General features: G+C 69.0%; 11 protein-coding genes. 6 read left to right on the top strand and 5 right to left on the bottom strand.

Features of this window, described 5'->3' with window-relative positions:
* Nucleotide 1 precedes the first annotated feature (1 nt).
* Entirely contained in the window at nucleotides 2–1,831 is a 1,830-nt protein-coding gene (locus tag IE302_RS39035) for a glycoside hydrolase family 3 protein (RefSeq protein WP_191259483.1), read from the bottom strand.
* Between the two features lie 132 nt (nucleotides 1,832–1,963).
* Between IE302_RS39035 and IE302_RS39030 the strand changes: the two genes are divergently transcribed.
* A complete protein-coding gene (locus tag IE302_RS39030) occupies nucleotides 1,964–2,848 on the top strand; it encodes a LysR family transcriptional regulator (RefSeq protein ID WP_191259482.1) in 885 nt (294 codons plus the stop codon).
* 80 nt (nucleotides 2,849–2,928) lie between these two features.
* Here IE302_RS39030 and IE302_RS39025 read toward each other — a convergent pair whose 3' ends face one another.
* Complete coding sequence (locus IE302_RS39025) at nucleotides 2,929–3,723, bottom strand: DsbA family protein (protein ID WP_191259481.1); 795 nt, start codon at nucleotides 3,721–3,723, stop codon at nucleotides 2,929–2,931.
* Nucleotides 3,724–3,725: 2 nt separating this feature from the next.
* A complete protein-coding gene (locus tag IE302_RS39020; protein ID WP_191259568.1) occupies nucleotides 3,726–4,214 on the bottom strand; it encodes a MauE/DoxX family redox-associated membrane protein in 489 nt (162 codons plus the stop codon).
* Between the two features lie 91 nt (nucleotides 4,215–4,305).
* Between IE302_RS39020 and IE302_RS39015 the strand changes: the two genes are divergently transcribed.
* The gene (locus tag IE302_RS39015; protein ID WP_191259480.1) at nucleotides 4,306–5,136 is read left to right on the top strand and encodes a glutamate ABC transporter substrate-binding protein; all 831 of its coding nucleotides are present in this window, start codon (nucleotides 4,306–4,308) and stop codon (nucleotides 5,134–5,136) included.
* Nucleotides 5,133–7,523 carry an ATP-dependent helicase HrpB gene (gene hrpB, locus IE302_RS39010; RefSeq protein ID WP_191259479.1) on the top strand — a complete coding sequence of 797 codons (2,391 nt, stop codon included), beginning with the start codon at nucleotides 5,133–5,135 and terminating at the stop codon, nucleotides 7,521–7,523. The genes IE302_RS39015 and hrpB overlap by 4 nt, the downstream gene beginning before the upstream one ends.
* Before the next feature lie 65 nt (nucleotides 7,524–7,588).
* Here hrpB and IE302_RS39005 read toward each other — a convergent pair whose 3' ends face one another.
* Entirely contained in the window at nucleotides 7,589–8,377 is a 789-nt protein-coding gene (locus IE302_RS39005; protein ID WP_191259478.1) for an ion transporter, read from the bottom strand.
* A gap of 135 nt (nucleotides 8,378–8,512) precedes the next feature.
* Here IE302_RS39005 and IE302_RS39000 point away from each other — a divergent pair, with 135 nt between their 5' ends.
* Genes IE302_RS39000 through IE302_RS38990 form a run of 3 tightly spaced genes read left to right on the top strand, consistent with a single transcriptional unit; the run spans nucleotide 8,513 to nucleotide 11,246 of the window.
* A complete protein-coding gene (locus IE302_RS39000; protein WP_191259477.1) occupies nucleotides 8,513–9,430 on the top strand; it encodes an ABC transporter ATP-binding protein in 918 nt (305 codons plus the stop codon).
* Complete coding sequence (locus IE302_RS38995; RefSeq protein WP_191259476.1) at nucleotides 9,427–10,503, top strand: alpha/beta hydrolase family protein; 1,077 nt, start codon at nucleotides 9,427–9,429, stop codon at nucleotides 10,501–10,503. The genes IE302_RS39000 and IE302_RS38995 overlap by 4 nt, the downstream gene beginning before the upstream one ends.
* Entirely contained in the window at nucleotides 10,500–11,246 is a 747-nt protein-coding gene (locus IE302_RS38990) for an ABC transporter permease (protein WP_191259475.1), read from the top strand. The genes IE302_RS38995 and IE302_RS38990 overlap by 4 nt, the downstream gene beginning before the upstream one ends.
* Before the next feature lie 124 nt (nucleotides 11,247–11,370).
* Here the strand turns inward: IE302_RS38990 and IE302_RS38985 are convergent, their stop codons facing one another.
* Entirely contained in the window at nucleotides 11,371–11,916 is a 546-nt protein-coding gene (locus IE302_RS38985; RefSeq protein WP_191259474.1) for a TetR/AcrR family transcriptional regulator, read from the bottom strand.
* Nucleotides 11,917–11,945: the final 29 nt, after the last annotated feature.

Here is an 11,945-nt window from a genome sequence, read left to right as displayed (position 1 = left end):
CTCACCACCCATGCCGATAGCGAAGGCCGAACCCGAACGGGAACAGCCCGGACTTTCCATCACCGACGTTGATCGGCTGCTGGTCAGCGCTGCGCATCCACGTCACCGGCAACTTGCCGGTGGGGTTGTAGTCACCGAAGAGGACGTCCGCGACGCCTTGGCCTTCCGAGCCGGGCAGCCACGACGCGATCAGCCCGTCCCACTCCGGAAGCTGCTGGGCGATGTCCAGCGGCCGCCCGGAAACGAGCACCACCACGGTCGGGACGCCGCTGTCCTGAAGCCGTTTCAAGGTCGCCAGATCCTCGGCGTCGAGCCCCATTCCCTCCGGCTTGTCACCGCGCCCCTCGGCGTACGGCGTCTCCCCGACCACCGCGACCGCGACGTCGTAGGACTTGTCGATCCCGTTCGCGTCCTTGTCGAAGGTGACCGTGGACGAGGCCTTCGCGGTGTGCCGGATCCCTTGCAGGATGGTCGTTCCCTCGGTGACCGGGCCGCTCTTGCCCTGCCAGCCGACGGTCCAGCCGCCGCTCTGGTTGCCGATGTCGTCGGCGCTCTTGCCCGCGACGAAGATCCGGTTGCGCGCCTTGTCCAGCGGCAGCACCCGGTTCTCGTTCTTCAGCAGCACCTGCGATTCGCGGACGGCCTTCCGTGCGAGGGCGCGGTGTTCGTCGCTGCCGATGGTCTTGATGAACCGGCGATCGGTCAGCGGCCGTTCGAACAGGCCCAGTTCGAACTTCTTCGTCAGGATGCGCCGGTTCGCGTCGTCGATCCGTGCCTGCGTGACCCGTCCGGCGAGGACTTCGGCCTTCAGCGTGTCCATGAACTTCTGGTACTCGAAGGGAACCATGACCATGTCGATGCCGGCGTTGATCGACGCGGTGACCTCGGCCGGGGTGAAGCCGGGTTGGCGGTCGATCTGGTCGATGCCGTTGTAGTCCGAGATCACGATGCCGGAGAACTTGAGTTCGCCCTTGAGCACGTCGTTGATCAGGTAGGAACCGGCGTGCATCTTGAGGCCGTTCCAGCTGCTGTAGGAGATCATCACCGAACCGACCCCGCGGCGGACTGCCTCGCGGAACGGCGGCAGGTGCACCGCGCGGAGTTCGGCTTCGCTGATGTCGGTCTCGCCCTGATCGTCGCCGCCGGTCGTGCCGCCGTCGCCGATGTAGTGCTTGGCGGTCGCGAGGACCGAGCCCGGCGCGGACAGCGAACGGCCCTGCAGGCCGTCGATGGCCGTCGTCATCGCGGAGGCGATTTCCGGCACCTCGCCGAAGGATTCGTACGTCCGGCCCCACCGGTCGTTGCGCGCGACGCACAGGCACGGCGCGAAGTTCCAGTCGATCCCGGTGCCCGACACCTCTTCGGCGGTCGCGCGGCCGATCTTCTCGACCAGTCCGGGATCGCGCGTGGCGCCGAGGCCGATGTTGTGCGGGAAGACGGTGGCGCCGTACAGCCCGTTGTGGCCGTGGACGGCGTCGACGCCGTAGATCAGCGGGATGCCGAGCCGGGTGGCGAGCGCTTCCTTCTGGAAGCCGTCGTACATGTCGGCCCAGGTGACCGCGTTGTTCGGGGTCGGCTGGGAGCTGCCGCCGGAGAGCAGCGAGCCGAGCATTCCCTTGGTGACGTCGCCGGGCGCCTTGATGCCGAGGCGTTCGGCCTGCGTCATCTGGCCGATCTTCTCGTCGAGGGTCATCCGCGAAAGCAGATCGGCGACGCGGACCTTCACCGGCCGCCAGGCGTCCCGGTAAGCGGGGCCGTTTCCGGCCAGTGCCGGGGTGTGCGACCCCAGCACGAGCGCGGCGGTCAGTATCCCCAGGGTGAATCTCCGCATCCGGGTCCTCCTCGACACACGGGCGTAAGTTCAAGGCTTGAATTAACGCATGTTGAAGCTTCCATGGTCTAGACCTGCGAAAAAGACGGTTCCCGCTGACCGACATCGGCCCGGATCGATAACCTGGGGATTATGGAACTGCGGGATATCGAGATCTTCCTGGCGCTGGCCGACGAACTGCATTTCGGCCGCACCGCGGAGCGGCTGCACGTCTCGCAGGCACGGGTGAGCCAGTCGATCAAACAGGTCGAGCACCGGATCGGCGCGCCGCTGTTCGCCCGCACCAGCAGGCGGGTCCGGCTCACGCCGATCGGCGAACGGCTGCGGGACGATCTCGGCCCCGCCTACCGCGCGTTGCACGAAGGCATCGATCGCGCGATCGCCGCCGGACGAGGGATCGGCGGTGTGCTGCGGCTGGGCTTCGAGGCGCCCGGCGTCGCCGATCTGACCGAAGGACTGCTCGACCGTTTCCGGCGGCGCTACCCGGAAACGGAACTACTCATCCGGGAAGCCGATTTCGCCGATCCGTTCGCGATGTTGCGCTCCGGCGAGATCGACGTCCTGGTGACCCTGCTCCCGGCCGACGAACCCGAGCTCACCACCGGACCGGCCGTCTACACCGAACCGATGGTGCTCGCGGTGTCGTCGAAACACCCTTTCGCGCGAAGGAAGTCAGTCACCCTGGACGACCTCGCCCGCGACACCGTCCTCCGCGCGGCGCATCCGCCGGAGCCGTACTGGATCGAAGAACCGCGGCAATGGCTGACGCCGGCCGGGCACCCCGTGAAGCGTGGCAAGCCCTTCGCGACGTTTCAGGAACTGCTCGCCGCGATCGCCACCGGCGCCGGTATCTGCCCGCTCGCCGCACACGCGCGCGAGTACTTCAGCCACCCGCGAATCCGCTTCGTGCCCTTCGCCGGTTCACCCGACGTCGAGTGGGGACTCGTCTGGCCGCGCTCCGCCGAGACAGCCCGCGTACAGGCCTTCGCGGCCGTCGCCTCCGCTTTGCTCCCCTGACTCCCGCATTTCGTCCTCTAAATGCGGTCCTTGCGCCCCGCAACCACCGCATTTAGAGGACGAAACGCGGTAGTTGCGTGCTAGCCGACGACCTTCTCGACCCAGTTCTGCTCCAGCTTCACGACCTGACCGTTCGCGGTCACGGTCGGCGTCCCGAAACCGGGGCCCTGGCCGAAGTCCTGCTGCAGCGACGGATCGGTGGAGATCTTCTTGTACGCGTCCTGGATCTGCTGCTCGTAGGCGCCGGTGTTGATCGCCAGCGCGAAGCCCGGGTCGGTGATGCCGACGTCCTGCCCGAGCTTGATCAGCTGCGCCTTGTCGAACCCGCGCGCGCCCTCCTGCGGCTGGTCCTTGAACAGCGCGTCGTGGAAGGCGAGGAACTTGCCCGCGTCGGCCGCGGCGAGCGCGGCGTTGGCCGAGTCCAGCGAGTAGCCCGGCGGGTCGGAACGCTGGTTGAGCATCGGCAGCATGTGGTACCGGACCTGCAGGGTTCCGTTGTTCACCTGCTCGTGGATCTGGTCCTTGAACGACTCTTCGAACTGCTTGCAGACCGGGCACAAGAAGTCGGCGTAGACGTCGATGGTCTTCTTCGCCTCGGGCTTGCCGGCGGTCACGGCGGCTCCGTCGCGCTTCTCGACGACACCGGGTCCCCAGGTGCCCGACTGCGCCGCGATCACCTTGCCCTCGGTGGTGTCCTTGCTGGACGTCGTCCAGATCACGCCACCGATCACCAGCGCGGCGAGCACGACCACCGCGACGGTGATCGCGACGACCTTCTTCTTGTCGCCGCCCGCGACGCCCCTGGCCTGCGCCACCGAACGCGCCGCCGTCTGCTGCTGCTTGCGTTTCCGAGCGTTGCGCTCAGCTCCACCCACGATTATTCGTTCCCTTCAGCGATACCCACATAGTCGTCGTCGGCGGGGGCCCCGGAGTTCCCGAGCCAGCCGTCCACCGACAGCCAGGTCCGCGGCCGCACGATCAGCCAGACCCCGAGCAAGGCGAACCCGAGGTCCCTGGCGATCTCCTGCGGATACTGCGTCTGATCCGCGGCGATCTGACCGCCGCCGCCGAAGCAACCGCAATCGATGCTCAGCCCCCGCGCCCATGATTGGGCGATGGCGGCGATGAGCACCGCGAGCAGCAGCACCGACAGCACCGAAACCCAGCGGGTCACGAACCCGGCGAGCAGGAGCAGGCCGAGCGCCAATTCGACGATCGGCATCCCGATCGCGACCGGGCGCACGAACCCGTCCGGCAGGACATCGAAGGCCTGCACCGCGATGTAGGTCTGCCCCGGATCGCTGATCTTCAGCGCTCCGGAAACCAACCAGACGGCGGCCAGTCCGAGCCGGGCGAGTGTGCCCACGGCGTCGAGTACGACTTGGGGCGGTCTACGCACGGGCATAGGCTAGCCGTCAACCCTGAGAACAACGTGAGGCGGCGGACGGAGGCACCCGATGAGGGGACGCGCTCTGCTGGCGACCTGCTTGATGCTGGTCACAGCGGCGGCGGCCTGCGGCAAAGAGGCCGGCCCGTCGGATTCCCTCGTCGCGCGCGCCGTCGCGTTCAACGAACTCACCATCGGTATCCGCTTCGACCAGCCGGGAATCTCCGAGCAGACCGTCGACGGCCGGTACGTCGGATTCGACGTCGACGTGGCGAAGTACATCGCCGGCGAATTGGGTGTCGACGAGGATCACATCACCTGGCACGACAGCAGGCCGTCGTCACGCGAGACGGACATCACCTCCGGGATCACGGATCTGATGGTGGCGACCTACTCGATCACCGAAAAACGCAAACAGGCCGTCGCCTTCGCCGGACCTTATTTCGACACCGGCCAGGACCTGCTCGTCCGCCTCCGGTCGACCGACATCACCGGCCCCGAGAACCTCAACGGCCGCAAGCTGTGCGCCGTGGGCGGCACCACGTCGGCCGAGCAGGTGCGGGACAAGTTCGCCCAGGCCGTCCAGCTCATCGAGTACCCGCGCTACCAGGACTGCGTCACGGCGCTGCTCGCGGGACAGGTGGACGCGGTGACCACCGACGACGTCATCCTGGCCGGTTACGTGGCGCAGAACCCGGAGTTGCTGAGGGTCGTCGGCAAGCCGTTCTCGAAGGAGAAATACGGCGTCGGCCTGCGCAAGGACGACGCCGAGGGGAAGGCGGCGGTGGCCAGGGCCATTCAGAAGATGATCTCGTCCGGGGAATGGCTCGCATCGCTGAACCGCAACATCGGCCCGTCCGGCTACCGGATCCCGCCCCCGCCGCAGGTCACCGAGCAGTGACCCTTCCCGATCTGCCGGTTCGCGCCGTCCTGCCCGAACTCGAAGCCGCGCTCGACGCCCATGGCACCGCTGTCCTCGTCGCGCCCCCGGGAACCGGTAAGACCACCTTGGTCCCGCTCGCGCTGGACAACGGTGAAGGCCGGGTGATCGTCGCCGAACCGAGGCGGCTGGCCGCGCGCGCCGCGGCGGCGCGGATGGCGTCGCTGCTGGGGGAACGGGTCGGTGAGACGGTCGGCTACTCGGTACGCGGAGACCGGAAGGTGTCTTCTTCGACGCGGATCGAAGTGGTCACCTCGGGGCTGCTGGTCCGGCGGGTGCAAAGCGACCCCGAGTTGGCCGGGGTTTCGACCGTCCTGCTCGACGAATGCCACGAACGCCATCTCGACGCGGATCTGCTGCTCGCGCTGCTCCTGGACGTCCGCGCCGGCTTGCGGGACGACCTGCGCCTGCTCGCGACGTCCGCCACCGTGGCCGCCGGTCGGCTGGCGGCGCTGCTCGGCGACGCGCCGGTGATCACCGCTGAGGCCCGGACCTATCCGGTCGACGTCTCGTACTCCCCGCCCGTGCGCGGCGAGCGGATCGAGGCGACCGTGGTCCGGGCGATCCACAAAGCACTGTCCGAAGGGGACGGTGACGTGCTCGCCTTCCTGCCGGGTGCGGGCGAGATCGCCAGGGTGAGCGGGCTGCTCAACGGCCTGGACGCCGACGTGCTGCCCCTGCACGGACGGCTTTCGGCGGCGAGCCAGGACGACGCGCTGCGCCCGCGCGCCCGTCGCCGGGTGGTGCTCTCGACGTCGGTCGCCGAGTCCAGCCTGACCGTGCCGGGTGTGCGCGCGGTGGTGGATTGCGGGCTCTCCCGGGTGCCCCGCGTCGATCACCGGCGTGGCCTGCCGGGGCTGGCGACGGTCCGGGTTTCGGCCGCGGTCGCGGAACAGCGCGCCGGCCGCGCCGGACGAGAAGCACCCGGACGCGCTTACCGGTGCTGGGCGGCGCATGAGCAGGGTTCCCTGCCGTCGTATCCCGAACCCGAGATCAGGACGGCCGAACTGGCGCGGTTCGCGCTCGAACTCGCGTGCTGGTCCACCCCGGACGGTTCCGGCCTCGCCTGGTGGGATCCGCCCGGCGAAGGTGCGCTGGCCGCCGGTCGCGCGCTGCTGGTCACGCTCGGGGCGACCGCGGAAGACGGGACGGTGACCGAACGCGGCCGGAAGATGGCCGGGCTGGGCCTGCATCCGCGGCTCGCGCGGGCGTTGCTCGACGGCGCGGCGCGGACCAATGCGCGTTCGGCGGCCGAGGTCGTCGCACTGCTGGACAGCGGTGGCACGCTGACCGATCTCGAAGCCGAACTGCGGCGGGTGCGGGGCGACGACCGCTGGAAGTCCGACGTGCGGCGGCTTTCCAAACTGGTGCCCGACGGCGGCGGTGCGGCGGATCCGGCGCTGGTCGTGGCGCTGGCGCATCCCGAACGGCTCGCGCGACGACGTTCCGCGGGTACACCGGTGTATCTGATGGCGAGCGGAACGGCGGCGGAACTGCCGCGCGGCAGCGGGCTGGCCGACGTCGAATGGCTGGCGGTGGCCGAAGCGACCCGGGATCCCGGCCGCGCGCAGGGCATCATCCGGCTGGCCGCACCCGCGGACGAAGACCTCGCGGTGCGCGCGGCGCCGAATCTGGTGTCTTCGCAAGACGAGGTGCACTGGTCTTCGGGTGACGTCGTGGCGCGTTCCGTGCGGCGGCTCGGGGCGATCGTGCTGTCGGAGAAGCCGTTGCGCTCGCCCGCGCCGGACGCGATCCGCGCCGCGCTGCTGGACGGTTTGCGCACCGAGGGGCTCGGCCTGCTGCGGTGGTCCGAAGACGGGCGACGGCTGCGCGAACGGCTGTCCTTCCTGCACCGGGTGCTGGGCTCACCTTGGCCCGCGGTCTCCGACGCCGCTTTGCTGTCTACTTTGGACACTTGGCTGGATCTCGGCTCGGCGCGGCGGCGATCGGACCTGGCTTCGCTGGACGCGGGGGCCGCGTTACGCGGGCTGTTGCCGTGGCCCGAAGCGTCGCGTTTGGACGAACTGGCGCCGGACCGGCTGGAGGTACCGTCGGGTTCGCGGCTCCGGGTCGACTACTCGGGCGAGCAACCGGTGCTGGCCGTGAAACTACAGGAGACCTTCGGCTGGCTCGCGACGCCGGAACTGGCCGGCGTGCCCGTCGTCCTGCACCTGCTCTCCCCCGCCGGACGGCCGGCCGCGGTCACCGCCGATCTGGAGTCGTTCTGGCGCACCGGTTACGCGGCCGTGCGCGCCGATCTCCGCGGGCGGTATCCGAAGCATCCGTGGCCGGAAGACCCGCTGAGCGCTGCGCCCACCCGGCGGACCACCCAGCGCCGGATGTCATGAAAGGGCCGTTCAGGACGTTTTTCGTCCTGAACGGCCCTTTCATGACATCCGGCAGCCCGCCCCCGTCAGTCCATCAGCTGGTGCTGAGGCCGCGTCGGCAGCTGTGACGCCAGCTCCTCGTCGTCCTCACGCTCGTTCAGCCCGAGTTGCACCGCGCTCCGGATCTGCTCCCGGTTCTCCCGCACCACATGCGCGAAGAACTCGTCGATCCGCGGGTCCGTCAGCACTTCGAGGATCACGCGCATCGCGGTGTCGATCACCGATCGCACCACCTCGTCGTGGAACGGCAGCTTCGAAAGCCGTCCCGCCTGCGGGTCGTTCTTGAGTTTCTCGGCGATGATCCCGCGCAGCAGCGTCTGGTTCTCGCCGAGTGAGCGCGCGAGGTTCTGCGGGTAGTTCCCGGTTTCCAGTACCTTGACGACCTCGTCGAGCACCGCGATCGTGATCGGCTTCTTGATCGCCAGCACGATCGGCCGCGAAAGCCGTTCGACCAGCCGCTGCGTGAACCGTTCCCCGAAGGCGCGGTCGGCCGTGCGCGCGAGCCGGACGAGCACGACCAGGATCCGCAGCAGCCGGAACCCGCGCAGCGCCGGATGCGCGATGGGGATCATGCCGAGGATCTCGTACCAGTTGCGCAGCGGGAACCATTTCTCCCAGCCGTGGCGCCGCCACCGCCACAGGAATTCCAGCGCGAAGATCCCGCACACCGTCGTGTCGATGATGAAGACGGTGTGCGCCGTCTCCTCCGAATGCGGGAAGAACGTCACGTAGACGAGCAACCCGACGGAGAACACGGCGAGAACGAGCATCACCAGGTCGAGCGGATTCACGCGCCGTTGTTCGCGGGTGGTCATGGCGCCGATTCTGCCTTTCCGCCGTGACTCGTGCCGAGCGGCACCTGCCGAAAGTAAGGGGTGACCGATGACTTCGGGGCAATGTCCGCGAGTGCCCTCTCGCTGAAGACTTGCACAACACGAAGGAGGACGCGGATGATCACGCTTCGAGGACTCACGAAGCGCTATGGCGAGAAGACGGTGGTCGACGGGCTGACCTTCGCCGTCGAGCCGGGCAAGGTGACCGGTTTCCTCGGTCCCAACGGCGCGGGCAAGTCGACGACCATGCGGATGACGCTCGGCCTCGACGCGCCGAGCGCGGGCGAGGTCCACATCGACGGCAGGAAGTACGCGGACCTGCGGCATCCGCTGCGTGAGGTCGGCGCGCTGCTGGAGGCCAAGGCGCTGCACCCCGGCCGGAGCGCGGGCAAGCACCTCCTGGCGATGGCGCGCAGCAACGGGATCCCGGATACCCGGGTGGACGAGGTGCTCGCGACGGTCGGGCTCACCGACGTCGCGGGCAAACGCGCCGGGACGTTCTCCCTCGGCATGGGGCAGCGGCTCGGCATCGCCGGAGCGCTGCTGGGCGATCCGCGGGTGCTGATGTTCGACGAGCCGGTCAACGGCCTCGACCCCGACGGCGTCCGCTGGGTGCGGCAGCTGATGCGGTCGCTCGCGGCGGAGGGCCGCACGGTGTTCGTGTCGAGCCATCTGATGAGCGAAATGCAGCTGACCGCGGACAGGCTGGTCATCATCGGCAAGGGAAAGCTGCTCGCCGACGCCCCGGTCGACGAATTCATCGCGGGCAATTCGCGGGCGTCGGTCGCGGTGCGGGTGCCCGTTCCCGCCGAACTGCGGGCGCTCGAACAACGTCTGCGCGCGCTCGGCGCGATCACCGAAACCGACCGGGACGAACTGATCGTGCACGACCTGCCCGTCCACCTCGTCGGCGACACCGTGCACGAACTCGGGATCCGCGTGCACGAACTGACCGAGCGGACCGCATCACTCGAACAGGCCTACATGGAACTGACCGCGTCGTCGGTCGAATACGGAACGGGAGTCGCGGCATGAAGTCACTCGTGGTGATGGCGGCGGTGATCGCCGGTCTGCTGGGGGTACCGGCGACCGCGTCGGCGGCGGCCGCACCTGATCTGTCGTTGCCCGCGCCGGCGGCGGCCGCACCTGATCTGTCGTTGCCCGCGCCGGGCGGCCCGCTCCCGATCGGGCTGCGCACGCTGCATCTCACCGATCAGCAGCGCGCCGACCCTTGGGTGCCCGAAAAGCGGCGTGAGCTGATGGTCAACGTCTGGTATCCGGCCGTCCCGATCGGGCGCACGTCGTTGTACATGACCGAAGCGGAGTCCGCGGCGGCGGTGGCCGGGCGGAAACTCGATCTGCCGCCGGACGCGCTGAGCAAGATCCGGGTCCACTCGCGGGAGAACGCGCCTTCCCTGCCGGGGCGGCGTCCGCTGGTGGTGCTGTCGCCGGGGGCAGGCAACAACCGGATCACCCTGACCTCGGTGGCGGAACACCTTGCCTCACAGGGTTTCGTGGTCGCCGGGATCGACCACGCCTACGAAGCGTGGGCGACCGAGTTCCCCGACGGGCTGCGTCAGTGTGTCGCTTGTGGACGGCAGCCTGACCCTTGGCCCACCGCGATCGCGAACCGCGCGATCGACACGTCGTTCGTCGTCGACACCCTGCTCAAGGACCGGCGCTGGTCGATCGACGCCGGGAAGATCGGGATGGCCGGTCACTCGGCAGGTGGTTCGGCGACCGCCGCCGCGATGGTCACGGACCGGCGGATCAAGGCGGGCGTGGACGTCGACGGCCCGTTCTTCGGCACCGTCTCCCTCGACCGGCCGTTCCTGCTGCTGACCAGCCCGACCGGCGAGAAGTACTACGGAGCCTCTTGGGAGGAGACCTGGCCGCGGCTCACCGGGCCGAAGAAGCGGGACCTCGTCGAAAACAGCGGCCATTCGTCGGTGACCGACGCGGCGATCCTGATCGACCAGCTCGGTCTGCGAACGCACCTGCCGCCGACCGAGGTCGAGAACCAATACGGCTCGATCGACTCGGGGAAGGCGCTGGAGTTCTTCCGCGGCGAGCTGACAGGATTCTTCAAGAAGTGGAGCGCGCGATGAACGCGATCTCTTCGGAATGGACGAAGTTCTGGTCGGTCCGGTCGACCTGGTGGTGCCTGATCGCCGGTGTGCTGTTGATGCTCGCCTACTCCGGCGCGGTGGGCCTGGCCGCGAACGCGGGCGTCGAACGCTCGATGGCCCCGCACGCCGTGGTCACCGGGGCGGCTTTCTACCTCACGCAGTTCGCCGTGGTCGCGCTGGCGACGCTGTTCGTCACGAGCGAATACGCCAGCGGCAGCATCCGCTCGACCTTGCAGTGGGTCCCGGTGCGGAACCGGGTCCTCGCCGCGAAATCGGCCGTGCTGCTGCCGGTGTTGTTCGGCTACGGCGTCCTGAACACGCTCGCCGGCGTGGCGCTCTCGGCGCCGCTGATCCCGGCACAGGACTCGTCGGTGGGCGAGGTCCTCGCGACCTCGGCGGGCATGGGCGGCTACTTCGCGCTACTGGGCTTGCTGTGCCTCGGTCTGGGGACGGCGCTGCGGAGCACGGCAGGGACGATCGTGACCGTGTTCGTGCTGCTGGTGATGATCCCGATGTTCGCCGGGTCGCTGGGCGGCGAAGACGCCGTGAACTACTTCCCCGGCTTCGCGGGCGTCAACGCGATGCTCAATACCGGGGAGCCGAACCCGGTCTTCGGCGGCGTCGCGCCCTACGCGCGCTGGGTCGGCATCGCGCTCTGTACGGCGTGGGCGGCGGCCGGGCTCGCCGCCGGTTCCACCGTCCTGCGGCGCCGCGACGCCTGAGGGAGAGCAAGGGACCTTTGCTCTCGCTTGTCTCAACGTCGAGAGAAGCGACAGCAAAGGTCCCCTGCTCCCTGTCGCACCAAAACCGCAGGTCAGCGCCCCGAGCGATAGCAAAGGTCCCCTGCTACCCCGCGACCCCGAGCCCCGCCAGCACCTCCCGCGCCCCTTCCGTCAGCTCCGCGAGCCCCGGCGGCCGCAGCGAGCCGGTCCCGGCCAGCGCGTCGAAGATCGTCCCGTCCAGCCACGCGACGAGCACCCGCGCGTGCCGCTCCGGCTCGGCCGATCCGCGGTCGGCCAGCACCTCGGCACACCGCCGCCGGATCACCAGCCCGCCGCGGTCGTAGGCCTCGCGCAACTCCGGCCGCCGCGTCGCCTCCAGCGCGAACTCGTACCGCGCGAGCATCCGCGTCCGCCCGCTCGTGATCGCCGCGTGCACGAACCCCGCCACGTACTCGGCCAGCCGACCGGGCGGCGGTTCGAGGGTGACGTCGTCGAGTTCGACCATCCGCGAGATCGCCAGCTCAAGCAGAGCCGCCCGCGTCCGCGCGTAATACGACGTCGACCCCGACGGCAGCCCGGCGAACCGGTCGACCGCGCGATGCGTCAGCCCTCGCATCCCTTCGGCCGCGATCACCTCGATGGCCGCGTCCCCGATCGTCGCCTTTCGCACTCTACAAGTGTAGTAGTACTCTACACATG

The organism is Amycolatopsis oliviviridis (assembly GCF_014654365.1).
Classification (GTDB): domain Bacteria; phylum Actinomycetota; class Actinomycetes; order Mycobacteriales; family Pseudonocardiaceae; genus Amycolatopsis; species Amycolatopsis oliviviridis.
Note: the sequence above shows the minus strand (reverse complement) of the source record. Positions and strands in the feature narration are given on the sequence as shown.

Excerpts from the sequence above, each read along its gene's own strand:
- IE302_RS39035 (WP_191259483.1), bottom strand. The coding sequence starts at position 1,831 with ATGCGGAGATTCACCCTGGGGATACTGACCGCCGCGCTCGTGCTGGGG.
- IE302_RS39015 (WP_191259480.1), top strand. The coding sequence starts at position 4,306 with ATGAGGGGACGCGCTCTGCTGGCGACCTGCTTGATGCTGGTCACAGCG.
- IE302_RS39030 (WP_191259482.1), top strand. The coding sequence starts at position 1,964 with ATGGAACTGCGGGATATCGAGATCTTCCTGGCGCTGGCCGACGAACTG.
- IE302_RS39005 (WP_191259478.1), bottom strand. The coding sequence starts at position 8,377 with ATGACCACCCGCGAACAACGGCGCGTGAATCCGCTCGACCTGGTGATG.
- IE302_RS38990 (WP_191259475.1), top strand. The coding sequence starts at position 10,500 with ATGAACGCGATCTCTTCGGAATGGACGAAGTTCTGGTCGGTCCGGTCG.
- IE302_RS38995 (WP_191259476.1), top strand. The coding sequence starts at position 9,427 with ATGAAGTCACTCGTGGTGATGGCGGCGGTGATCGCCGGTCTGCTGGGG.
- IE302_RS39000 (WP_191259477.1), top strand. The coding sequence starts at position 8,513 with ATGATCACGCTTCGAGGACTCACGAAGCGCTATGGCGAGAAGACGGTG.